The organism is Thermoleptolyngbya sp. PKUAC-SCTB121 (assembly GCF_016919485.1).
GTDB lineage: Bacteria > Cyanobacteriota > Cyanobacteriia > Elainellales > Elainellaceae > Thermoleptolyngbya > Thermoleptolyngbya sichuanensis.
Genome location: NZ_CP070366.1, coordinates 1,202,796 through 1,226,705 on the forward strand (window position 1 = coordinate 1,202,796; position 23,910 = coordinate 1,226,705).

General features: G+C 57.7%; 18 protein-coding genes. 11 read left to right on the forward strand and 7 right to left on the reverse strand.

Annotated features, from left to right (window positions below; translation table 11 throughout):
* Positions 1 to 3: 3 nt before the first annotated feature.
* Positions 4 to 1,008, reverse strand: a complete 1,005-nt coding sequence (locus tag JTM80_RS05010; protein WP_172354693.1) for a septal ring lytic transglycosylase RlpA family protein — start codon at positions 1,006 to 1,008, stop codon at positions 4 to 6.
* Between the two features lie 772 nt (positions 1,009 to 1,780).
* On the opposite strand from JTM80_RS05010, the gene JTM80_RS05015 reads away from it, so the two are divergent.
* Positions 1,781 to 2,635 carry a DUF3598 family protein gene (locus JTM80_RS05015; protein ID WP_172354691.1) on the forward strand — a complete coding sequence of 285 codons (855 nt, stop codon included), beginning with the start codon at positions 1,781 to 1,783 and terminating at the stop codon, positions 2,633 to 2,635.
* A gap of 558 nt (positions 2,636 to 3,193) precedes the next feature.
* Positions 3,194 to 4,018: a Tab2/Atab2 family RNA-binding protein gene (locus JTM80_RS05020; RefSeq protein WP_225906765.1), complete on the forward strand. Its 825-nt coding sequence runs from the start codon at positions 3,194 to 3,196 to the stop codon at positions 4,016 to 4,018.
* A gap of 19 nt (positions 4,019 to 4,037) precedes the next feature.
* Here JTM80_RS05020 and JTM80_RS05025 read toward each other — a convergent pair whose 3' ends face one another.
* From JTM80_RS05025 to JTM80_RS05040, 4 genes are all read right to left on the reverse strand, one after another.
* Positions 4,038 to 4,376: a hypothetical protein gene (locus JTM80_RS05025; protein WP_172354687.1), complete on the reverse strand. Its 339-nt coding sequence runs from the start codon at positions 4,374 to 4,376 to the stop codon at positions 4,038 to 4,040.
* Positions 4,377 to 4,565: 189 nt separating this feature from the next.
* On the reverse strand, positions 4,566 to 5,342 hold the full coding sequence (nagB, locus tag JTM80_RS05030; protein WP_205370713.1) for a glucosamine-6-phosphate deaminase: 777 nt from the start codon (positions 5,340 to 5,342) through the stop codon (positions 4,566 to 4,568).
* Between the two features lie 353 nt (positions 5,343 to 5,695).
* A complete protein-coding gene (locus JTM80_RS05035; protein ID WP_172354683.1) occupies positions 5,696 to 8,491 on the reverse strand; it encodes a CHAT domain-containing protein in 2,796 nt (931 codons plus the stop codon).
* 293 nt (positions 8,492 to 8,784) lie between these two features.
* Positions 8,785 to 9,780, reverse strand: coding sequence for an ATP-grasp domain-containing protein (locus tag JTM80_RS05040; RefSeq protein ID WP_205370714.1), 996 nt, complete (start codon positions 9,778 to 9,780; stop codon positions 8,785 to 8,787).
* Positions 9,781 to 10,071: 291 nt separating this feature from the next.
* Between JTM80_RS05040 and JTM80_RS05045 the strand changes: the two genes are divergently transcribed.
* Positions 10,072 to 12,144 (forward strand): S9 family peptidase, encoded by a 2,073-nt coding sequence (locus JTM80_RS05045; RefSeq protein ID WP_205370715.1) that lies wholly within the window; start codon positions 10,072 to 10,074, stop codon positions 12,142 to 12,144.
* Between the two features lie 85 nt (positions 12,145 to 12,229).
* Here the strand turns inward: JTM80_RS05045 and JTM80_RS05050 are convergent, their stop codons facing one another.
* Positions 12,230 to 13,075, reverse strand: a complete 846-nt coding sequence (locus JTM80_RS05050) for a methyltransferase domain-containing protein (RefSeq protein ID WP_205370716.1) — start codon at positions 13,073 to 13,075, stop codon at positions 12,230 to 12,232.
* Between the two features lie 122 nt (positions 13,076 to 13,197).
* On the opposite strand from JTM80_RS05050, the gene JTM80_RS05055 reads away from it, so the two are divergent.
* The 6 genes from JTM80_RS05055 (at position 13,198) to JTM80_RS05080 (ending at position 19,312) form a co-directional block, all read left to right on the forward strand.
* Positions 13,198 to 14,532 (forward strand): TrkH family potassium uptake protein, encoded by a 1,335-nt coding sequence (locus JTM80_RS05055; RefSeq protein WP_172358836.1) that lies wholly within the window; start codon positions 13,198 to 13,200, stop codon positions 14,530 to 14,532.
* Between the two features lie 81 nt (positions 14,533 to 14,613).
* Complete coding sequence (locus JTM80_RS05060) at positions 14,614 to 15,309, forward strand: TrkA family potassium uptake protein (RefSeq protein ID WP_172354675.1); 696 nt, start codon at positions 14,614 to 14,616, stop codon at positions 15,307 to 15,309.
* A gap of 54 nt (positions 15,310 to 15,363) precedes the next feature.
* On the forward strand, positions 15,364 to 16,662 hold the full coding sequence (locus JTM80_RS05065) for an anhydro-N-acetylmuramic acid kinase (protein ID WP_205370717.1): 1,299 nt from the start codon (positions 15,364 to 15,366) through the stop codon (positions 16,660 to 16,662).
* A 111-nt stretch (positions 16,663 to 16,773) separates the two neighbouring features.
* Positions 16,774 to 17,220, forward strand: a complete 447-nt coding sequence (locus JTM80_RS05070; RefSeq protein ID WP_172358835.1) for a hypothetical protein — start codon at positions 16,774 to 16,776, stop codon at positions 17,218 to 17,220.
* A 158-nt stretch (positions 17,221 to 17,378) separates the two neighbouring features.
* Positions 17,379 to 18,587, forward strand: coding sequence for a 4-hydroxy-3-methylbut-2-enyl diphosphate reductase (locus JTM80_RS05075; protein WP_172354671.1), 1,209 nt, complete (start codon positions 17,379 to 17,381; stop codon positions 18,585 to 18,587).
* 191 nt (positions 18,588 to 18,778) lie between these two features.
* The gene (locus JTM80_RS05080) at positions 18,779 to 19,312 is read left to right on the forward strand and encodes a hypothetical protein (RefSeq protein ID WP_205370718.1); all 534 of its coding nucleotides are present in this window, start codon (positions 18,779 to 18,781) and stop codon (positions 19,310 to 19,312) included.
* 93 nt (positions 19,313 to 19,405) lie between these two features.
* Here the strand turns inward: JTM80_RS05080 and JTM80_RS05085 are convergent, their stop codons facing one another.
* Complete coding sequence (locus JTM80_RS05085; protein ID WP_172354669.1) at positions 19,406 to 20,806, reverse strand: hypothetical protein; 1,401 nt, start codon at positions 20,804 to 20,806, stop codon at positions 19,406 to 19,408.
* Between the two features lie 511 nt (positions 20,807 to 21,317).
* Between JTM80_RS05085 and JTM80_RS05090 the strand changes: the two genes are divergently transcribed.
* Together JTM80_RS05090 and JTM80_RS05095 are read left to right on the forward strand one after the other, a co-directional pair.
* Positions 21,318 to 22,091 (forward strand): DUF928 domain-containing protein, encoded by a 774-nt coding sequence (locus JTM80_RS05090; protein WP_205370719.1) that lies wholly within the window; start codon positions 21,318 to 21,320, stop codon positions 22,089 to 22,091.
* 170 nt (positions 22,092 to 22,261) lie between these two features.
* Positions 22,262 to 23,443: a citrate synthase gene (locus JTM80_RS05095; RefSeq protein WP_172354665.1), complete on the forward strand. Its 1,182-nt coding sequence runs from the start codon at positions 22,262 to 22,264 to the stop codon at positions 23,441 to 23,443.
* The last annotated feature ends 467 nt before the right edge of the window (positions 23,444 to 23,910 follow it).

Here is a 23,910-nt window from a genome sequence, read left to right on the forward strand (position 1 = left end):
GCGCTATTGCACCGTCGTCTGCGGCTCCAAAATTACCGCTTCGTAGCGTACCACGCCGGGTTTTTCGCTGCCGATACAGCGGGCAGCCTGACGCGACAAATCGAGCGATCGCTGACCGACATAGGGCCCCCGATCGTTGATACGGACGATGACTGATTCTCCGCTGCGGACGTTGGTAACGCGTAGGTAGGTGTTGAATGGCAATTTGGGGTGGGCCGCTGTCAGTGCATATTGGTTAAACCGCTCGCCATTGGCCGTCAGGCGGTTGTGAAATCCGGGCCCATACCAGGAGGTGATGCCGCCCAAGTTGCGGCTTGTTTGAGTCAGGCTGTAGAGGTCTGCCTGTGCCTCCATCAGCGACAGAGGCGCTTCGCCCAGGGCCACCCGCAGGTTATTCAGCCAGTCGATGGCGACCAGATCGGCCGTGCGGTTTAGGCGATTGGCCAGCGCTCGATCAACGCGGAACAGCAGGCGATCGCCCCCGCTAGCGGCTAATCTCTCGTTTGGCTCGTTTGATCTATCCCCGGATTTTGCATTGGATTTTACATCACCCAGCGCCACACCCGGTTCCCCCTCTACCAGCACCAGGCGCAACTGGTCTACAGAAAACCCAGGACTGCCCAAAACAGCGGTCAGCCGTTGGGCAATGGGGGCAGCCTCTTCGCTGCTGGGTAGCTCCATCACCACTTTGCCGTTCACCCAGATTTGGTAAACCGTTGCAGCGTCGGGGCGGGCGGGTGCGGGTGGAGTTTGCTGAGTTGCCCCGCGCTTTACGCCTTCGGAACTGGCAGGCGGACTGTCCAGACATTGCTTAAAGACCTGCTGCGCTCCGGTGGCCGGGGCCGCTGCTGGGCGCACGGTGACTCTGGGCATTGCAGGCGGACGGCGAGCGATCGCCGCTGCGAGTGTAGTCTCGGTCTTAGGCTGAGTCGAGTCTGCCGCTGGGGTCAGATTGCGAGAGCGGCGAAGGGGTGGAGCGGGCGATCGCTTCGTTTCAGCCGGAGACATCAACTGCACATTGCGCCAAGAGAGGAGAGATTCGGGGCGCGATCGCTCCCATTGCTGCCTCCGGCAACGATCGGTTGCCAAAAGACCCATCGGACAGCCGGATGCTGCTTTAGGTGTTGTCCCGCTTGAGGGCTTTTGGTTTAATGCGCCCTGACTTGATGCACCCTGACTTGATTTCTGATTAGATGATTTCTGATTAGATAAGGTTTGATTAGATAGATTGGATCGAGAATTGCCCGATTGGGTCGAAACCTCAGCAGATGCCGAAACGGTAGATACAGCGCCAAGCTCAGCCACCAAAGGCTGTATCAGTATTCCCCAAAAAGGCGAAAAAAAACCGACCGTGGATGTTGCCACCCCGGCAAGTCCTAAAACGCTCATAGTTAACCAGTAATGAACACACAACAAAACTGGGGTTGAGCCGTCGCCAGCAGCACCGCAACCCACAGGAGTTGCCCCTGGCCGCTGCTTGCTGACCGCGTGTTCAACGCCCAATTTCAAAACCGTTAGGCCTAGAGCAGCACCCGCGCCCTGCCTAACCCCGTCATTCTAGAGCGGCAGATTGGGGCAAACCATCCACCGCTGAGAGGAAATCAGCCTCCTCCCCAAAGCCTCACCCGATCGAACGAGCGATCGCCCGCAATCGATACGGGATAAGCTTTTCTGTAAGGTTCCCTAGAATAAGGGATTTTCCTAGAGAATTTTCAAAAAGTTATCAGTTATACACAAATTTTGTTCATATTACTAAACAAATCCAGAAAGCGGGTTACCTATGACTCATCCCTCCCCCTCTCCCGAACTGTCCCAGTGGCAGTGCTTGCTGAAAAACCTCGGCGCTTGGGAAGGCTCGTTTACACGGCTCTCGCCTGCGGGCGCTGAAGTCAGCAGCGTGCCAACCGTGGTGACGCTGGAGGGGCTAAACCAAAACGAGACCATCCGCCAGACGCTAGAGTTTGGCCAATCCACCACGGGCGACCCGCCGACGACGAAGGTGCTGGAATATAGCAGCCTGAACCGCAGCACGCTGTTTTTTGAAACAGGCGCATTTTCCCAAGGGTCGCTGCAATTTAGCCCCTTTGGGGACTTTGGCGCAGAGTTTGGGCTAATCGCGGGCAATCGCCGGATGCGTCTGGTGGAGCTATTTCATGGCGAAAACGGCGAAAGTCGCCTCAGCAGCCTGACGCTGATCCGCGAAACGCTGCGGGGCAGTGCTGCTGCCGAACGCCCGCCCCTCACCGCCGAGCAACTGGTGGGCACTTGGCAGGGCCGCGCCGTGACGCTGTATCCCGACTGGCGATCGCCCGAAACCTATTCCACCACGCTCTCAGTCAGCCTGGACGGAACCCAACTCCAGCAGCACCTCACCGCTCCTGGCCTTTCCCTCAGCACTACGGGCAGCGTCACCCCCACCGCCATTCACTTTACCCAGGGCAGCACCCCGCTCCAACTCCTCCTGCTGCCCGATGGAGCCTCGGCCAATACGCCCCTCCTCGTCCCCAAGGGCAAGCCCTTCTTTCTGGAAGCGGGCTGGCTGATCTCCCCCACCCAGCGCCAGCGCATGATTCGTCGCTATGACGCGCAAGGCGGCTGGGAAAGCCTGACGCTAGTGGAGGAAGAAAAGGCGTGATGGAAGCAGCACACCGCATTAAACCGCATTGAGCCGCATTAAACCGTGCAGCTTTGCAGCGTTAACGGCAGGACTTATGCAGTTGGACAACTGCTTCGGAGGCTGCATCCGCGAGAAATCGTCCAAAATCCAGAAAATTGATTGCAAGTGCGTCAGTCCTGAACGTGGGAAGATCAAGTTAAGGCGTGTCTTAAACTCTTTGATCCCCCCTATCCCCTTAAGAAGCGGGGAAACGGGCAAAACCGCTCCGGAAGTCCCCCTTCTTAAGCCGTCAGGATCGTAGAGAGAGCCTCAACGATGGGGGAAACGGGCAAAACTGCTCCGGAAGTCCCCCTTCTTAAGCCGTCAGGATCGTAGAGAGAGCCTCAACGATGGGGGAAACGGGCAAAACTGCTCCGGAAGTCCCCCTTCTTTCTAGCGAAGCGGCGCGTAAGCGCGGGGATTTAGGGGGCTCGACTCAGGGCAATCAACGACCTAAAAGTTTTAACACTGCCTAAAGCAGGATGCACGTTGCTCGCCCGTTTCTGCTTCTGTCCCCTCAATCCCCTATATTTTCTAGTGCTTTGGCAAGCTGATTTCTATCGTCGCCCCCTGCAAACTGAAGCGGGTGAAGCCCTGTGGGAACTGGTAGTGTGTGACCCGACGGGGGCCTTTAGCGCCTGTGTCGATTGTCTGCAGTCGCAGGCAACGGTCGATTGGCTGGCGGCTCAGTTCAGGCGGCTACAGGCAGAAGGAGCGCCAGAGCGGATTCAGGTGTTTCGGCCGCAGAGTTTGGGACTGATCGAAGCGGCTGCTAGGGAGGCTGGTTTCACCGTGGAGCCAACACGCCACGCGCCCATGCTGAAGCATTTTCTGCTGCGCCGCGCTGCCTACTACCCTAACTTGCCGGGTTATACGGGCGAAGCCTACGACCCGCTGGCGATCGATGCGCCGCCCCCTGTGCCTGTGCCGGAAGCAATTTGGGGCGATCGCTGGCGATTTGCAGCCCTGGCTGCGGGTGATCTGGAGCTGCTCTATGGCGATCGCCCTATTCCCATCTGCTCTACGCCCGATCGCCTCTTGCCGATCAATCTGGGACTCGCCTCCACCCAGCCCGTTCCGGGGGTCATCATCGACGGCGGACGGCAATCCATGCGATTGGCGCGGTGGCTCCAAGAGGTGCGTCCTGCGCTGTTGAACTATGTGCCGGGTGCCCCAGACGGGCTGATTCTGGAAGCAGGATTGAGCGATCGCTGGATTCTCTCGACCTTTCACGATGCCGACGTGGCCGCGGCGGCCCGTCTCTTTCAGCAGCGGCAGCGCGAGGCCCACGGACTGCACTTTTTGCTGGTGCAGCCAGACGACACGGGCATCACCTACAGCGGTTTTTGGCTGCTGGGCTAAGGGGGCAGCCCTGGCAGACCTATCCGGCGAGGCTTTTTAGCAGCCACCCCAGCACGATTCCTACCCCGCCAAAGCGCACCGCCATCCAGAAGGGTTCCTTGAGGCTGTTCCAGGAAAAAAGCTGGCTCTCCAGGGCGACTTCCAGTTCTGCAAGCTGATCCTTCAAGCGCCTTAGCTCCAGCTTTAGGGAGGGATCTTGGGTGTGGGCATAGTCCCGCTGCACCTGCTCGACGCGCTGTTGCAGGGCTTCCTGACGCTGCTGGTCGGTCTTGACCTGGGCATAGCGTGTTTGCAGGGTTTGGAGCGATCGCCCCAGTTCGTCTAGCGCTTGTTCAAAGTCGGGTTCGGAAGGGGGCATTGGGGCGGTGGGGTGAGGGAATGATGAGGTGAGAGGATCGTGGGCTAAGGGGACAGAGTGATATCGATTCTGGATTTAGATTGGCGATATTTTAGATTGGCGATTATTGGATTGCCAGCCTTAGCCCCTGTGAGGCTTCCAAGAACACTATCGATGATCCGATGATGATCTGCTGATCCCAGCATCTCCCTAACCTCGCTCCCCTAACCCCCTCACCGTTTTAACCTTCAGTTCCAGCGTCGCGTCTTCGTCGCACACGAGCAGGGCATTGGGGTGCAGTTGCAGGGCGGAAATCGTCCACAGGTGATTGATACAGCCTTCGACAGCGTGGTGGACGGCCTGGGCTTTGGCAGCGCCTTGGGCCAGGATCATGACTTCCTGGGCAGCGAGAATTGTACCAACGCCAACGGTGAGGGCGTGGGTGGGCACTTGGCTGGGGTCGTCAAAAAAGCGGGCGTTGACCTGGCGCGTGCGATCGCCCAAGGCTTGCAGGTGCGTGCGAGAGGCGAGGGACGTGCCCGGTTCGTTGAACGCGATGTGGCCGTCTTCGCCGACCCCCCCGATAAATAGATTCACGCCGCCGAAGGACTTCATTTTATCTTCGTAGGCGGCACATTCTGCGGCCAAATCGGGCGCATTGCCATTGGGAATATGGACATTTTGGGCAGGAATGTCGATGTGCTTCAGGAAGTTTTGATGCATGTAGGTGTGATAGCTTTGCGGGTGATTTTGGGGCAGCCCAACATACTCGTCCATATTGAAGGTGACGACATGTTGGAAGCTGATTTTTCCCTGCTGATATAACTCGATCAGACGGGCGTATAGCTTGAGCGGGGTGCTGCCTGCGGGCAATCCAAGGACAAACGGGCGATCGCTCGTTGGGGCAAAATCGGTGATGCGCCGCAGAACGTATTGGGCAGCCCACTCAGCCACCTCAACGGCAGTCGGGCACAGGATTAGACGCATGGGAAGCAGCGGGGTGTGAAGAGAATGAAGCCGTGAAAATACGTAGAAAAGTAAACCTAAGAAACGATTGGTAAAGATTGGAGGACTTTTGAATCCCAACTCAAATCAGGTTTGGTATCGTATTTGGCATAACAGATCGTTTTCAATATCGCCGGCCGCCCGAAACGGAGTTTACAAAATTCAGTTTCTCTTTATCTAGGCCGGCCTGCTTATATGTGATTTCAATTTGGGTCGGCGGTTTTATTTTAAGTCGGCCATTTGGGTTTACAGGCAATCAGCTCATAGATAACAGGCAATGCTCAGGCGATCGCTCGTCTGGGCATTTTTTTGCATTCGGCAAACCCCTTCCCTCGTTACAGCCAGTTCCCCACCAAGATAAACGGGGCCCAGTAGGCCGGCCGGGCAAACTTGCCGCCGGACTCGATTAGCTGGATTTGCGCCTGCTGTAGAGCTTTGGCTTTGCTCAAGCTTGGGTTTTTCAAATCTGCATAGAAGCCTTTAATCAAGTCAGAGGTGGCGGCATCGTTGACAAACCAGAGCGAGGCCAGCACGCTGCGAACGCCCGCCTGGGCCGCGACACCGGCCAGCCCCAAGGCTGCGCGGTCGTCGCCGACGGCGGTGGTGCAGGCTGTGAGCGAGAGCAACTGCACTGGGCGGTTTGGATCGACCCCCCGCAAGAGCCGATCAAGCTGGTTGAGGGTCAGCTTGTTTTCGGGCGGGTCAGCCGTGACCAGGAACGTGTCTTCTGCCTCAGTGCCAAAGATGCCGTGGGTGGCGATGTGCAAAATCGGAAAATTGTTCGAGAACAGCGTTTGTGCCAGGTTATCGAGCCGGAATGCGCTGCCCGTTAGCGTCCGGCTGCGGGGCAGTTCGGCCAGAATTGCGTCCAGTTCTTCGCTGACATAAAACAGTGGGGAAAAACCACCCGCCTCGCTGTCGGGCGGGCTGGCATCGGTGAGGCCGGCGGCGAGGGCGCGGAGATTTCCCCGGTCGAGGGGGACGGGGCTGGTGAGTTGCAGGCTGGGCGTATAGGCGATCGCATACTTCTGGATCAAAAACTGCGTACCATCGTGCAGCGCTGACATGGGCACACTCCGCAAAATGTCGTCCTGCACAAAGGACAGCGTTTCTACCTGCTGCTGCTGGAACAGCGCTTCAAACGGGCGGATGATCTGGTCATATAGCCGTTGGGCAGGCTGCGGATCGTAGGCGCGAAAGTCCACTTCCAGCCCGCGACGGTAGGCGTTGATTTCATCGCGCAGGGTTTGGCGGTCGGTGTTGATCCACTCGTACTGGCGATCGCCATTGGGCAGCGTCAGCAAAACGGCAGTCTGATCGTCCAAAACCACAGTGCTAATGACTGCCGTGCGATCGCCCTCCGTCAGCAGCTTTTGCGCCACCGTCAGATCCACATTGCGCGAGGTCAACACGCAGTCGTCTCCGAAGTAGTTTTGCAATTCGGCTAGTTTCAGGGAATCGAGCGTCCCCAGGGCGCGGCTGAGGGTGTCGGGACGGTCGGTGCTGGCGGGCGGCAGTAGCTCCGACGGCTTGCCCTGCTTCAGTCGCAGCGCCACTAGCTCGCGATATACCGGGTCGATGGAGTCTCGAAAATCGAACTGGATATCGCGGTTGGCGACTAGGATATCGTCGCGGATGATTTCTAGCGTGGCGATCGCCCGCTCGTAGGCCGCGATGGATTCCGTTGTTTGCCCTTGCGCCTGCAAAATGCGTCCCGTTTGCCATTCCCAGAGGTAGCGGCTGTCGTATTCATATTCTGCGGCAAGGCGGGCATCCTGCGTGATATCCAGTGCTTTTTGGTATTCTTTTTGACATTCGTGCCAGTGTCCCAGTTCTCCTAGCGCAAAGGAGAGCGAACGGCGATCGCCCAGCCTCTCGGCTGCACTCGCGACTGAGTTCAGCATCTCTTTCGCGTCATCATTCGCCCCAGGATTCGTTCTGGAATTCGCACCAGTATTCACCCTAGAATTCAGCCCAAAATTCGCTCCAGAGTCCACCCCAGGATTTGCAGCGGGGGGCAAACACTGGCTGCGGGCAATCGGCTGCTGGGGCGAAGCGGGCATCAGCAGGCGCACCCAGTCGAGGGCGGCCAGCAGCGTATCCTGACTGGTCGGAAGCTGATTCAGCAGGGCTTTGACGGACTGACGCGCATTTTGGGCTGCTGCGACATTGCCCGTGCGGTCGTAGGCGGGAATCGCATCCAGCAGCGCCCGCAGCCGCTCGGTGGGCTGGGTTGCCAGGTCGAGGCTTTGCTGAAAGTCCTGGAGGGCGGACTGGTCGAGCGATCGCCCCTCGTCTCGCAGGCGGTTGGCTCGCTGCACGTCGCCCAGCGGCTCTGCCGAATTGGCCTGCCGATAGCGCACCACCGCCTGTCGGGTTTTCAGCGCTCCTAGGTTGCTGTAGGTCGCCGCCAACAGCGTCCGGTCGTTCAGCGTTCTGGCTAAGCTAAGGGCCCGGTCTAGCGCCGCCTTGGACGAGTCATCATTGCCCATCAGCCGATGGGCCTGCCCCAGGCTGCCCCAGGCAGCAGACTCGCCTCGGTGGTCTGCGGTGTGCTGGGCGATCGCCACGGCGCTTTCCTCCCCGCAGCCGCCCTTGGCACTCCGAGGTTCCTCGCCACACAGCAGCGCTACGGCTTTGCGATATTGCCCTATGCGGTTGTAAATCTGCGCCTGCTCTGTGAGCGATCGCCCCCAGCGGGCGGTATAGTCCACCGCGCGATCGGGCTGCTGGGCCGCAAGCTGGCGATAGGTGTTCCCTGCCGTTTGCCACAGGCTCAGCGCGTCGGTCTGCTGCCCGATGGCCTGCCGGGCCCGGGCCAGGTTTTCAGTGAGGATGGCTTCGTGGGCAGGGTTGGGCTGCTGGCGGTAGGTGTCGCGCACGGCTTCCCAGAGGGCGATCGCCCCCAAATAATCCCCCTGGCGATAGCGGTCAATGCCCTGTTGCACCTGGGCTGCTGGGTTCACGGCTTGTCCCCAGCCCGGCCGCAGCGGCAGCACCATGCATAGCCCCACGGTCAACAGCCCCAGCCCCAGGCACAGGAGCCGATGCCAGCCCCGCCGCCATTGCTGCATCTCCGGCAGGAGCCTGCCCCTCTGCATCCCGCGCGTCGCCCTTCTCCGTTGGCTCATGCTGACCGCCTCGCCGGTTTTCAGAAAAATTTCTAAAGCAATCTAAAGCAATCTTATTGATGTCCAAATACGGGATATGCAACTTTGCTGATCCCCCTCCCCTTTTTCTGGTACGCCGAAGGCTTTAAGCTCAAGCCCAGAGCAGGAGAGAGACTTCAAGCCTCTCTTGCTCCCCTTCTCCCGACCTGGGAGAAGGGGCTGGGGGATGAGGGCAGATTGAAAGCTGCACATTGCTTTCTAAACAGGCATCTGGAGCAAAATGCTGACTTTTTTCCCAGACCATACCAGACTTTTTAGGGGAGATTCAAATCCGCCGATGCGTCTGCGGAGTTCACCACTTGGCGCGACCGTTTCTCAATCATTTCATTCGTAATCCCCAACTGCTGCCAGAAGTGGACGAGCGGAAGTTGGGGCGACCCAACAAACTGCGGATCGACGGTTTTTAGCGCGATCCACTCGCCGCTCTGGGTCTGGGCGATATCGACCCCCAGCAGCGGCACGTCTAGCCGTTCGGCAACGGCAAAAGCCACGGCAAACATCGCTTCTTCTTCTTCGACCGAGAGCCAGCGGCCGGGGTCGTCACCTGGCCAGGCATAGCCATAGGTGAGGACCGCTCGATCGTACAACACCACGCGAAACTCGCGCCCCAGGGGAAATCCGGCGGGCGTGGTGTGGTGATGGCGCAGGTTAACCCACTGGCGGGCCAGGACTGGCTGGCACGGCTCCTGGCTGAGTTCCTGGCTAGGTTCCTGGTTTAATTCCTGGTTGAATAAGTCTGCTGCGATGCGTCGTGCTTGCGCTGGCGTTTTGGCGATGCTGCTCCGCAAGGCTAACGCCAACGCCCGCTGCCAGTCTTGCAACACCGCCACCGATCCGCTGCGCTGAAAGACCAGTGGTAAGCCGAGTTGGGCGATCGCCCCCTCAACTGCGTCTGGCTGCTCTAGCACGATGCTGGCCGGGGTCAGATCCTTTAGGAGCGGATAGGCGCGGTGAAATTCTTGAGCAAGCTGGTGCTGGGCGGAGGTGTTGGGCAGGTGCAGGTTCTTGGCGTGGGCAGCGGCGAACAGTTCACCATAGCGGAAGGCAGTGGTCGGCGGCGCAAGCCAGAAGGCGGCGGTCGGCTGGGGCTGGGCTGGAATGGCGGCCAGCGCTTCGGCTGCACCAGATCCGTCCGTTGCGATCGCCCACACCGGAAAGCCCAAAATCTCGGCGATCGCCCCCGACGCTTCGAGCGATCGCCGCAACTCCGCAGGCACCCCAAGCCCTGGACCCTCAAACAGCACAATCATTCAAACTCTGTAACCACTCACACGCTCTGGACTTAAAATCACTGATTGCACAAAAATCATGCACAAAAATCAAGAGTTAAGCCATAGATCCCTGAGCTTTCTGAATCCTATTCCTGATATTTTAGAAGCCTTGATAAAGCAGGTAGGCTTAAATGCTAAATCCTTCAAGAAATCGCCCTGCTTTGTCCCAAAAATCTTGGGCAAACCCTTAGAAAAGTCTAAACTGAGCAAAGAGAATTCCAAAGGATTTCACTGCCCCATCCTTGAATCAGGGACGACCGTTATACCCCTATGAGCCGATTTTCTTCCCGTGAAGCCCTTACGACCCTCCAGCCCCCAATTGCTGAAAAACGCCCCCAAGTGCTGACAGCACACGGCGATGAGCGGGTCGATGACTATTACTGGATGCGCGATCGGGATGATCCGGCCGTGATGGCATACCTGGAGGCGGAGAACGCCTACACCGAAGCCGTCATGCAGCCCACCACCGACTTGCAGACCAAGCTGTATGACGAGATTCTGGGGCGAATTCAGGAAACGGACTTATCAGTGCCCTATCGCAAGGGCGATTACTACTACTACAGCCGCACCGAGGAAGGGAAAGCCTACTCTATTTTTTGTCGCAAAAAGGGCAGCCTGGATGCGCCGGAAGAGGTGCTGCTGGATGAGAACTTGCTGGCGGCGGGGCACGAATATTTCGACCTGGGCGTGTTGCAGGTTAGCCCCGACCATCGGCTGCTGGCCTATTCCATCGACACGAACGGCGCGGAATTGTTCACGTTATATTTTCTGGATTTGGCAACCCGCGAACTATATGCCGAGTCAATTCCCGATACCTACTATTCGTTTGTCTGGGGCAACGACAGCCGCACCGTGTTCTACACTCAGGTAGACGCAGCACATCGCCCGCACAAGCTATTTCGCCATACTCTGGGCACACCCATAGACCAGGATGTGCTGGTGTTTCATGAACCCGATGATGCCTACCATTTGGGCATTGGCAAGACGGCGAGTGAAGCCTATTTGCTGCTCAGTTTGAATAGCAAAGTGACTTCTGAAGTTCACTTTTTGGATGCTAATGATCCAACGGGTGAGTTCAAGCTAATTCAAGCGCGATCGCCCGGTGTGGAATACTACGTGGAACACCACGGCGAATACTTCTACATCACCACCAATCAGGACGCGATCAACTTCCAACTCCTGCGGGCCCCCGTCAGCCGTCCCAGTCGAGAGAACTGGGAAACCGTGATTCCCCACCGCGAAACGGTCATGATCACCGGGGTCAGCGCCTTTGCGCGACATCTGGTGATTTACGAGCGGCAGGGCGGGCTAGAGACGGTGCGCGTGCGCCACATGCCCAGCGGCGACGAGCATTACATCACCTTTCCAGAGCCGACCTACGAAATTGGCGAGGGCGCAAACCCAGAATACGATACCAATACGCTGCGGTTTAACTATACCTCGCTGGTCACGCCCTGGTCGGTGTTTGACTATGACCTGGATACGCGCGATCGCGAGTTGAAAAAAGAAACTCCCGTGCTGGGTGGCTATGACAAGACCCAGTACGTCAGCCAGCGGCTAGAGGCGATCGCCCCCGACGGCACGCCGATTCCGCTGTCGCTGGTCTATCGCAAAGACCTCCAGCCGACGGAGCCACACCCGCTGCTGCTGACGGGCTACGGTTCCTACGGCTATAGCTACCCCGACTCGTTTTCTTCTACCCGGCTTTCCCTGCTCGACCGGGGCGTAGTGATGGCGATCGCCCACATCCGGGGCGGGGCCGAACTGGGGCGCAAGTGGTACGAAGACGGCAAGTTCTTGAATAAGAAAAACACCTTTACCGACTTCATTGCCTGCGCCGAGCATTTGATCGACCGGGGCTGGACTTCGCCGCAGCACCTAGCGATTACGGGCGGCAGCGCGGGGGGGCTGCTGGTGGGCGCGGTGGTAAACCTGCGGCCGGATCTGTTTCGAGTGGCGATCGCCGATGTGCCCTTTGTGGACGTGGTGACGACGATCCTCGACCCGTCGCTGCCCCTGTCGGTGATGGAATGGGAAGAATGGGGCAACCCCAACGACCCCGCCTTTTATCACTACATGAAGTCCTACTCGCCCTACGACAACGTGACCGCCCAGGACTATCCCGCTATGCTGGTCACCGCCGGCCTCAACGACCCCCGTGTCTCCTACTGGGAACCTGCCAAATGGACAGCCAAGCTCCGCGCCCTCAAGACCGACTCAAACGTGCTGCTGTTAAAAACCAACATGGGCGCAGGCCACAGCGGCGCATCCGGCCGCTACGAGCGCATCAAAGAAGCTGCGTTTGAGTATGCCTTTTTGCTCTGGCAATGGGGGCTGGCGTAGGGGAGCGTTAGCGCAATCACAGTGTTCCGATCCGTTTGGGATTTTGGATTGTGGATTGGGGATAGACGGAATGTGCAACTTTTGGCTATTCCTTCACGCCTGCCAGCACGCCAAATCGCACCAGCCCGCGCCGATAGCCCGACTGCATCAGCCCCATCGACAGCGCCGCCTGCATCGTGCCCCAGCCGGCCCGCAATAGCCCCACGACAGCAGCGGGGGAGATAGCAGAGCGCACCACCTCGTCCCAGAAAGGCGCGACGGCGGGCGACCAGTCGGCGGTGCGGAGGTTTTGGTAGCCTAGATTGTGGGCGATCGCCTCATATTCCGCCAGCGAAATGACATAGGGCAGCCGATAGACGCGATAAATCTTCTCTAGGTGGGCCTGCTCTTCCTGGGTCAGCGGCGATTCGTTAATCGGCCGGTGGCACCAGGTCGCCATTAGAAACGTGCCGCCGGGTTTCAGCACGCGATGGCACTCTTTCAAAAACTGGAGCTTGTCGGGCATGTGTTCGCCGCTTTCCATCGACCACACCAGGTCAAACTTGCCGTCGGCAAAGGGCATCTTCAGCGCATCGGCCACCTGAAACTGAGTGCGATCGCCTAGGCCGGCCGCCGCTGCCCGTTCAGTCGCCCGTCGCGCCTGCACAGGACTGAGGGTAATGCCCGTTGCCGCTGCCCCAAATTTTTCTGCCAGATACAGCGAACTGCCCCCAATGCCGCAGCCCACATCGAGAATCGCCGTTGCCTTAGACACGCCGCCCCAGTGCAACAGTTCTTCGATCAGGTCGATTTGGGCCTGCCGCCGCTCTTTGCGCTCGGTGCCTGCGGGCCCATAATACCCGTGGTGCATATGCTCGCCCCACACCTGTTCCCATAGCCCCGACGAGGCATCATAAAAAGTCTGAATTTGCTGCTGTAGAGTTTTTGGCATGGCTTCACGAGATCACGAGCGGTATTACTGTATAAAAGGATTGCAATTCTGCCAATGGATAGCCAGTCCATCCGCTCATTACTTCACCCCAGACCGTATCCCCAACCGCTGCACCACGTATGATGACTGTTCCACGCACGATTTGTCTGGGGTTTTTGGCGCTAATTCTGGTTGGCACTGGACTGTTGACGCTACCCATTTCTTTGCAGAGCGGACAATGGGGCGACGTGCTGACGGCGCTGTTCACTTCCACCTCCGCAGTCTGCGTGACGGGGTTGGTTGTGGTAGATACAGGCACGTATTTTTCTGGATTTGGGCAGTTTTGTGTGTTGCTGCTTATCCAGCTCGGCGGGCTGGGCTATATGACGGCCACCACCATTTTGCTGCTGTTGCTGGGTCGCAGGTTTGGGCTGCGCGACAAGGTGGCGCTTCAGCAGACGCTCGATATTGAAGAACTGTCTGGCGCGGTGCAGTTGGTCAAGTCGATTGTGGCGCTGACGCTGCTGATCGAGCTGATGGGGGCGATCGCCATGTTCAGCGTTTTTTCTCAAACCTACAGCACGGGGCGCAGTCTGTGGCTGGCTCTGTTTCACAGCGTCAGCGCCTTCAACAATGCCGGGTTTGGCCTATTTCCAGACAGTTTGATCAGCTACGCCACGTCAGTCCCAATTAACCTGATCATTACAGCGCTGATTATTTTGGGCGGCATTGGCTATCAGGTGATGATGGAGGTGTTTTTTTGGGGGCGCGATCGCCTCAAAGGCAAGCCCAATCGCACCTGCTTTTCGCTCAACTTCAAAGTCGCCACTAGCACCACCTTGGCATTGCTGCTACTGGGATTTGTTGGGTTTCTAGGAGCAGAGTTTCGCAATCCCAACACGCTTGGCCAGCTAGATGCTCCTGCTAAGTTTCTAGTGTCCTGGTTTATGTCCGTCACACCGCGCACCGCCGGATTCAACACCATCGACTATGGACGCATGACCACTACCGGGCTATTCATCACGATCGCGCTCATGTTTGTCGGCGCAAGCCCCGGCAGCACGGGCGGCGGCATCAAGACCACGACTATGCGGATCTTGTTTGAATGCACGCGGGCCGTGCTGCGCGGCAAAGAAGAAGTCCTTTGCTATCGCCGCCAGATTCCAAACACTCTGCTGATCAAAGCGATCGGCGTCGTGTTTGGCTCCGTGATGACGGTAATCCTCGCTACCGTGCTGATCACCCTGGCCGATCCCAGTATTGAATTTACGCTCGTCTTGTTTGAGGCGGTGTCTGCGTTTGCCACGGTGGGTCTGTCTACAGGCATCACTGCTAGCGTGTCTGCCCTGTCCAAAGTCGTGCTGATTATCACCATGTATGTCGGGCGGGTGGGCGTGCTGATGCTGATGCTGGCATTGCTGGGCGATCCCAAACCCAGCTCGATCAACTATCCCCAAGAAAACCTGCTAGTTGGTTAGTCGTCCCGGTTTGCCCTGCGCCCAGCAATGCCGCTTGCGTTTGAAAACCCGTATTTTTTAGAAATCTAATTTGGAGGCATTGTGAATCTTTCGTCGCTCAGTTTTTTTCGCAATTTGCGCGGCGGCACTCGCCAGTATGCCGTTATCGGGCTGGGGCGGTTTGGGCGGGCGGTGTGCATGACCCTCCACAATCTGGGCTATGAGGTGCTGGGCATCGACTCCGAAGAACGCCTGGTCGAGCAGGCCCTATCGGATGAAATCGTCGCTCATGCACTAACCCTCGACTCGACCGATCCCTCAGCCCTCAAAGAAGCAGGGGTTTACGACTTTGACACGGTGATCATTGCCATCGGCAACTACATCCAGGAAAGCATCATTACCACGCTCAACATCAAAGAGGGCGGCGTGCGCTATGTCGTTGCCAAGGCCTCGACGGAGGTGCATGGGAAGCTGCTGCGCCGAGTCGGAGCCGACCATGTGGTGTTTCCAGAGCATGAAATGGGCTGCACCCTAGCGCGATCGCTCACTCGGCCCGGCGTGCTAGATCGGTTTGAGATCGACCCCGACAACAGCATCGTGGAACTGGTCGTGCCCGAAGAGTTTGACGGCAAGAGCATTGTGGAACTCGATCTGCGATCGCGCTACGGTGTCAGCGTGCTGGCGCTGTCGCAAAATGGCAAATTTGAGGTGAACCCCATTCCCTCAATGCGCCTCCGCAAGGGTGAACTCATGGTCGTGATCGGCGCAAACCGGGGCATTGAGCATCTGCCCGTGTAATTGCGACTGGAAACTTCACCCTCTTTATCCACTTCATCCTAAGGGAAGCCGCAAATGCGAATCATTGGCCTGATCAGCGGAACCTCCGTCGATGGCATCGATGCCGCGCTGGTGGAAACGGAGGGCGCGGGTTGGAACCTTCGCATCACGCTGCTGAATGGCATCACGCTTCCCTACCCGCCAGACCTGCGATCGCACATCTTAGAAGTCTGCGCCGGAGCGCCGCTGTCGATGGCTGAGTTGGCAAGTCTGGATGATGCGATCGCCCACTGCTTTGCCCAGGCCGCCCGCCAGGTGCAAGCCGGCCATCCCCCCGCCGACCTGATCGGCTCCCACGGACAGACCGTATTTCACCGTCCGCCGGGGGCCAGGCTCGCCGACGCAATCGAGTCGTCCCAGTCTTCCCAGCCTTCGCTAATACCCGCTGCCTCCGGCCTTGGCTATAGCCTCCAGTTGGGGCGCGGCTCCCTCATTGCCCACCTCACAGGCATCCACACAATCAGCAACTTCCGGGCAGCAGATATCGCCCTGGGCGGTCAGGGTGCGCCGCTGGTTCCCCCCGTCGATGCAGCGCTGCTGTCTCATCCAACGTTGACCCGCTGTGTGCAGAATATCGGCGGCATCGGCAATGTGGCGTTTTTGCCCCTGCGCCATCAGGTGTTGCGCCATGCGCCTGTGCTGCCAGAGATATGCGGTTCAGCGTCCAAGCCCGTCCAGCCTGCGGAGACAGTTTCGGCGCTGCTGGGCTGGGACACGGGGCCGGGGAATGCGCTGCTGGGCTGGGACACGGGGCCGGGGAATGCGCTGCTGGACTGGGCAGTGCATCAGCTTTCGGGCGGCACACAGCCCTACGACCAGAACGGAGCCTGGGCCGCATCGGGGCAGCCCTGTCTAGAACTCGTCCATCAATGGCTGCAAGACCCCTACTTTCACCTGCCGCCGCCCAAATCAACCGGGCGGGAACTGTTTGGAGCGGAGTATGGGCGGCGCTGTTTGGCGGATGCGGCTGAGCGTGGGCTGAGCGATGCAGACACGCTGGCAACGCTAACGGAACTGACGGCTGCCTCTATCGTTCACAGCTACCGCGCCTTTTTGCCACACATGCCCGACCAGGTGCTGCTTTGCGGCGGCGGCAGTCGCAATGGCTACCTGCGATCGCGCCTTGCTGCTCTGCTCGATCCCATCCCCGTCTTGACCACTGATGAAGTGGGACTCCATGCTGACTTTAAGGAGGCGATCGCCTTTGCCGTTTTAGCCCATTGGCGCTGGCAAAATTTTCCAGGTAATTTCCCGGACGTGACAGGTGCTGCCGCTCCCGCCCTTCTCGGCGAAATTCACCTGGCACGCCGATAATCGCGTGTTACGATCGATCGCCATGCAGATGCTCTGTGCGAGTTCATACGGCTGCCAGAGAAGCATGTGCAACACTGCAAGGCGCGATCGCGCGACAGAGGAATGGGTGCCGTGTCCCACACGTTTTTGATGGAAGCAGGTCGCTGGCTGTTGCAGGGAAGCTGGCTCGATCGGGATGCCATGCTGCTGCCAGTCAAGGGCAAGATCCTTGTCGTATGGGGACGCGACAACTGGTACGACATGGTGACGCAGTTGGAGTTTCCCACCGTCGAACGCGACAAGATTACCTTCAAGTATCGCGGGCGGTTTAACGACAGCGATCGCCAGTACACCTTTGTTCTGCAACACAGCGAGCTGGGCCGCGTCGAGGGCGAGGGCTGGATCGCGCCGGAGTCCATTGTGCAGCGCTACTGGGTGTTGGGCGATCGCCAGCGTCGCACGGGCTTTGAAACGCTGCGTCGCCTGGGCGAAAACACTTACTGCCTTTCCAGCAGCATTATGTCTGGCCACTACCTCTCTAGCCTGATGGAGGCAACGGTGGAGCGCCAGGTGGAATAGGCGAGGGAATCAGCAAGGGAATCGGCGAGAACGTTGCTGGAATGCGCCGCTTGTCTGTTAGGGTAAAAATACGCGCCTCGGCGCACGTTCAATTTTTCACATTTTTCACAGCAGCTTTCCCAGCAGCAAGTACACCAGCAAGCAGCGCGCCAGCGGGTATGGATACCAAAGCATTTAAGCGATCGCTCAACAACTCCGAAAACTATCACCGCAAGGGCTTCGGCCACGACGCAGAAGTCTCCGGGCAGATGCAGTCGGAATATCAAAGTGACCTGATCCAGCAGATCCGCGACAACGGCTATACCCTCACGCGGGGCGACGTGACGATTCGGCTGGCCCAGGCCTTCGGTTTTTGCTGGGGCGTAGAGCGGGCGGTGGCCATGGCCTACGAAACGCGGCAGCACTTCCCCACAGAACGCATCTGGATTACCAACGAAATCATCCACAACCCGTCTGTAAACCAGCGTTTGCGAGACATGCAGGTGCAGTTTATCCCGGTGGCTGATGGACAGAAAGACTTTTCCGGCATTGAGTCGGGCGACGTGGTAATTTTGCCCGCCTTTGGCGCAAGCGTCCAGGAAATGCAGTTGCTCAACGACAAAGGCTGCACGATCGTAGATACGACCTGTCCCTGGGTGTCGAAGGTGTGGAACTCGGTGGAAAAGCACAAGAAAAATGACTACACCTCCATCATCCACGGCAAATACAACCACGAAGAGACGATCGCCACCAGTTCCTTTGCTGGGACGTACCTGATTGTGCTGAATCTGGAGCAGGCGCAGTACGTAGCGGATTATATTTTGCGAGGGGGCGATCGCCAGGAATTTCTCGCCAAGTTCAAAAACGCCTATTCCGACGGCTTTGACCCTGACCGCGACCTAGAGTGCGTCGGCATCGCCAACCAGACCACCATGCTCAAGGGCGAAACGGAGCAAATCGGCAAGCTGTTTGAACGCACCATGATGCAGAAATACGGCCCCGACCAACTGAATCAGCACTTCCTCGCCTTCAATACCATCTGCGACGCGACGCAGGAACGGCAGGATGCCATGTATGACCTAGTAGACGCGCCCCTAGACCTGATGGTGGTCGTCGGCGGCTACAATTCCTCCAACACGACGCACCTGCAAGAAATCGCCATCGATCGCAGCATTCCGTCCTACCACATCGACAGTGGCGATCGCATCGGGCCCGGCAACCGCGTCGAACACAAGCCGCTGCACCATGACCTGACCGTCACCGAAAACTGGCTGCCCGACGGGCCCATCACCGTCGGCATCACCTCCGGAGCCTCCACCCCCGATCGCATCGTGGCGGAAGTGATCGAGAAAATTTTTGAGCTAAAAGGGGCCCTGGCGCTGGCTTGATGGCTGGCTTGGTGACTTAGCTTAAATGTCACTCAAATGTCTCAGTTGTTTACAAATTTGTGAGTATTGGCTCATCGCCTTGTTAGATCGGGTAACCTGGCCTCAAAGGGTAGGTGCTGCTAGCGGCGATTCTTCTGCGGAAACCCGTTGCAAACGCCCCTCTTGTATTTGGGATTTCCTGGTTTTTAGAAATGTCTGCCATCAACCTATTCTCAGCCGTGCTATCGGGTGCTTCGCTGCTTGCCCCCGCATCTGACCTGGGCACACTGCCTTTGGGCATGGTTCATTCCGCTGCAATGCACTCGGCGATCGCCCCGTCTGACCTCGCCACCTTTGGGGCAATGGGCGACTTTTCGCGTACATACTGTCTCGCGATCTGCGCGATGCTGGTTCCGGCAAACCTGCTGGCAACGCTGCAAACCTTAATCTTTGTCGGCTGCAATCGCCCCCGTTCAACCATCCGCTGGATTACTAGCGCTGCCAGCCTTTACGCCGTCCTCATGCTTCTGCACATCCTTACCTGGTTTGTGGTGGGCGTGGTGATGCTGCCGACCTTTGTGCTGACGGGGCTGGGCGGCCTCTGCCTGGGGCTAAATGTGTGGGCGATCGCCCGTCCCCAGAGTCTCTCTAAATTTCTGCGTCGCCTGGTGGGTTGGGGATATGCGCTGCTGCCCAAGCGCTTCCCGACGGTTCCCAGCCTTCCAGTCCTTCCAGAACAGGGCTAGCGTCCAGCACCCTCCGCACTGGCCGCCATTCGCGCGCATTTAGGCTTACGCATTCAGGCTTAGGCAATCAGGCCTGAGCAGTCTTGCTGCGGTCTATTCCTGCATCCCTTCGTACAGCAGGCGGGCAAACAGCCGTGCGCCATCGTCGGCCTTCAGCTGTGCATAGCTGGGCGGCGCAGAATGCCCCACGGCCCGCAAATCTGATAGAAGCTCTGGGTGAAACTGGCAGGTGAACGAGCGGCGCACCTGCTTGCTTTCAAAATCTCGATAGATGATGCACGTTGCAGAACACTCGGTAACAACTTCCTCGCCGATCGTCGTGGAACACAGGATCTCCACCGCATCCGGCAGCTTCAGCAGCCACGCCAGACGGCTCCCCGCAATCACCGAGCGGTAGGGAATCATGGCATCGTGCAGCAGTCGGTAGGCCCAGTTCGCAAACAGGATGGCTTCTTCGTTCACCTCGTCCGAGTGAAACATGGCGATGTTGATTTCGCGCTCATACTCAATGGCGGTATCAATCACGCCTTCGTACTGGTCAGCGGTGATTTCATGGGCAGTGATTAGCTCTTCGGGAATGCCCTGCGCGTCGCCATCGGGGGATTGGTAGTGATGAAGCTGGCGATCGCCCACTTCCTTGTGTTCGTTCGGCCCCACCGCAAACTCTGGATGATCCCAGCCCTCGGCAATCACATGGCCATTGCGCTTGGTAATCTTAAGCGAACTGCCGATCGCTTCGATGCGCTGGCACACCCGCCGCAAAGCCTTTAGCATTTTTCCATCCGGATCGCGGGGCAGCGAGTCCAGACTTAGCACCTCCCGGACGGCTTGTTTAATCAGGTTAATATGCGCCTGCGCCGCCAATTGATGCCCCAGACAGATGAACAGCGCCAGCGCACTGGTGGGCGATCGCGAGATCAGCAGCCGCTCAACCAGCCGATGCAGGTCTTCCAGGGAACACTGGGCCCCATCAAACGTAGAGGCATCCCGAACCGACGGATCGCCGCCTTCTACCACGACGGCCAGCCCAGCGGTGATCAGCGGCACCACCACATCCAGGTCGAGCAGCCCCGACGACCACATGGGGAACAAGATGGAATCGCAATCGGCAATCTTCTGGGCGATGTAGGCCACGTTGAGAGAAGCTCGCACCCCTTCTCCGAGGGGGTTTCGCCCGACGTGTTCCCAGGGTTCAATAATGGCGATCGCACTGCGAAACAGCGCCGGATGTTGCAGCAAAAAATCTAGCTCTGCCTGGGAAGCAATCACCTTTTCCAGGGGTTTCTGCGCTCCCCATCGAAATTCGGTGTTTTCGGTCAAGAGGGAGTCATCGGGTAGGGGGTCAGGCGAATGGCGATCGGCCAAAAACTGCCCAATCAGCACATGCACTGATTCAAAATCCGAATCTCCTTCGCTCAGATAGCCCGGACGCAGCCGCCACTGGCTCGTTTGGGCTGCTGGATGTAGCGCCTGGGGTGTATTGGCTAAGCTCATATCCGCTCCTGGTGTAACGTGCCCTTTGGTATATTTACTCTGACCGAATAATATACCGCTGATTGTCCCGGCTCAGTTGTAATTGACCAGCGCATTGATAACCGCATCAGCATTGACAACCGCATTAGCAGCCGCAACAACTGCTGGATCATACCCCACATCCTGATCTCTCCGCTGTCAAGCGCCTGCATCAATCCCTGCATCAATCATCGAGATTTATCGAGATTTGGCATAAGAATCGTAAGCAGCGGATATGAGGTGCTGCTCACTGCGGACTGGCCCCCATCCATCGTGAATCTATTTGGAGGGGCGTTGGAGGTTAGCGGTTGAGTGTGTATCAATGGATTTGGGAGTAATAAGTGCTGACAGCATCGCTTGCCCCGTTCCTCAGTACAGCCACTAATACAGCACCAGTACAGCCACCAGTACAGCCACCTCTAGCCCTCCCTCTCTCGCCTCGGACTTCTGTCGTCACTCTATCCTTGCTATGATTCACCTTCCCTCCAAACGCTTGTCTCTCTTCTCTGCTGTGGTACAGTCGGCTTGCAAACCCCTCGCCAAAGCCTTTCTAGCGGCGATCGCCCTTGGCATCACCCTCGGCAGTGTCCCCATCACAGCGCTGGCGCAGGACTACGTTCCCCCCAACCGCGGCCTGCCCGGACGGCGCGAAGGCGGCGGCACTCGCGGCTGTTGGACAAGCGCAGTTCCCGGTGAACAGAACCGCCTCACAGCTATCGTTCCGGCACAAAACCTGGGCTATACCCTCAGCGAATATCCCACCTTTTTCGTCTACGTTCCGGCTGCCTATGCTGAAAAAGCCGCCGCAGCCGAGCTAATCCTGACCGACGACCAAGACACCGAAATCTATCGCACCAGCTTCAGCACGGGCAATCAGTCTGGTATTCTCCGCATCAGTCTGCCTGCCGAAGCGAACATGGCTCCCCTGGAAATCGGGCGCGATTATCACTGGAGCTTTGCCCTGGTTTGCGACCCCAACGACCCGTCGGGCAACCTGGTGGTGGATAGCTGGATTCAGCGTGTGCAGCCTTCAGCGGAATTGGCCGCAGCGATCGCCACGACCAGCCCTGCCGATTTGCCCGCGCTCTATGCCCGCTCTGGCATCTGGTACGAGGCGATCGCCAGCCTCACAGACCCCTATCGCCAGCCCACCGATGGGGCGATCGTGAGCCAATGGCAAAATTTGCTGAACTCCGTTGGGTTGAGCAACATTGCGGCTGAACTGCCCATCGCTCCGCCAAACCTATCGCAGCGATCGCCCCAATAGCAGGCACAGCCTAAGGTTCGACTCCGGAGATAGCGACGGACGATTCAAATCGAGTCGCCGCCTTTGAAAGGCCTAAAGACTTAAGACATAGCTTAGAACAAACAAAACTGCCCCAAACTGGGTCGTAGAATAGCAAGCAACACATTCATAGTCGGGCGCACGGTGAAATTATGACGGCTTGCGAATACAGACCTGGTTTGGACGGGGTGCCCGCCACCCAATCCAGCATTAGCTTTGTCGATGGTCAGAATGGCATTCTGGAGTATCGGGGCATTCACATTGAGGAACTGGCGAAACACAGCACGTTTCTAGAAACCTCCTATCTGCTGATTTGGGGCGTGTTGCCCACCCGTGAAGAATTGGCAGACTTTAAGCACGAGGTGCAAACGCATCGACGGCTGAAGTACCGCATCCGCGACATGATGAAGTGCTTCCCAGAGAGCGGTCATCCGATGGATGCGCTCCAAGCCTGTGCCGCAGCGCTGGGGCTGTTCTATTCTAGGCGGGCGCTCGAAGACCCGGCCTACATCCGGGCGGCGGTGGTGCGGCTGCTGGCCAAAATTCCCACAATGGTTGCGGCGTTTCAACTGATGCGAAAGGGAAACGACCCTATTCAGCCCCGCGACGATCTGGACTATGCTGCTAACTTTCTCTACATGCTGACGGAGCAGGAACCAGACCCGCTGGCGGCGCAGATTTTTGATGTCTGCCTAACCCTCCATGCAGAACACACCATCAACGCATCGACCTTTTCGGCAATGGTGACGGCTTCAACGCTGACCGATCCCTATGCGGTGGTCGCGTCGGCCGTGGGGACGCTTGCCGGGCCGCTACACGGTGGCGCGAACGAAGAAGTAATTTTAATGCTGGAGGAAATCGGCTCCGTGGAAAACGTGCAGCCGTACCTAGAGACCTGCCTAGAGCGCAAGTCCAAGATTATGGGCTTTGGGCATCGGGTATATAAGGTGAAAGACCCCCGCGCCATCATTCTGCAAAACTTGGCAGAGCAACTGTTTGAGAAGTTTGGGCGCGATCACTATTACGATATTGCGATCGCCATGGAAAAGGCGGTCGAAGAAAAGCTGGGTCACAAGGGAATTTATCCAAACGTGGACTTCTACTCTGGGCTGGTATACCGCAAGCTGGGGATTCCGACAGACTTGTTTACGCCCGTGTTTGCAATCGCCCGTGTGGCGGGCTGGCTAGCCCACTGGAAGGAGCAACTCGAAGCCAACCGCATCTTCCGTCCTACCCAGATCTATACAGGCGACCACAACAAGCCCTACATCCCCATCGACGAACGCAATGGTTTCGTCAGCGACTCCCTGCTTCCAGAGCTAGTGGCTAAGTAAATTCCGGGGAACGTTTACGAAGTTCCTTGAGTTTTTGATGAACTTGAGAACAAGAGAGGGTTAAACCCCCTTGCGGAATTTATGGAGGCTTGAGATTATTTAATCAAGTGACGATTTTCAGGAACTCCAAACCTCTGGGCTTTACGTCTAGGGGTTTTTTATTGCTAATTTCCGATTTTCTGATGTGGCGTAGTGGGAATGACGCGACACCTCACGATATCCTATTTCGATAGATACTTTATTTCGATATCCTACTACAGACTACAGCACCACCCTATCTATTTCTGATAGCTTTCTGATAGCTTCACAATCTCTACACTAAGAGCTTAAAGTTGAGGATATTTGGAGCTAAGCGCACTTGGCTGGCAGATATTTCGCCTACCAGCCTTTGGAATACGCCAGTATTGATTCGGTGAAAGAATTCCGTGAATGAGTCCTCTACGGGTATATCCCACTTTTGTAACCCT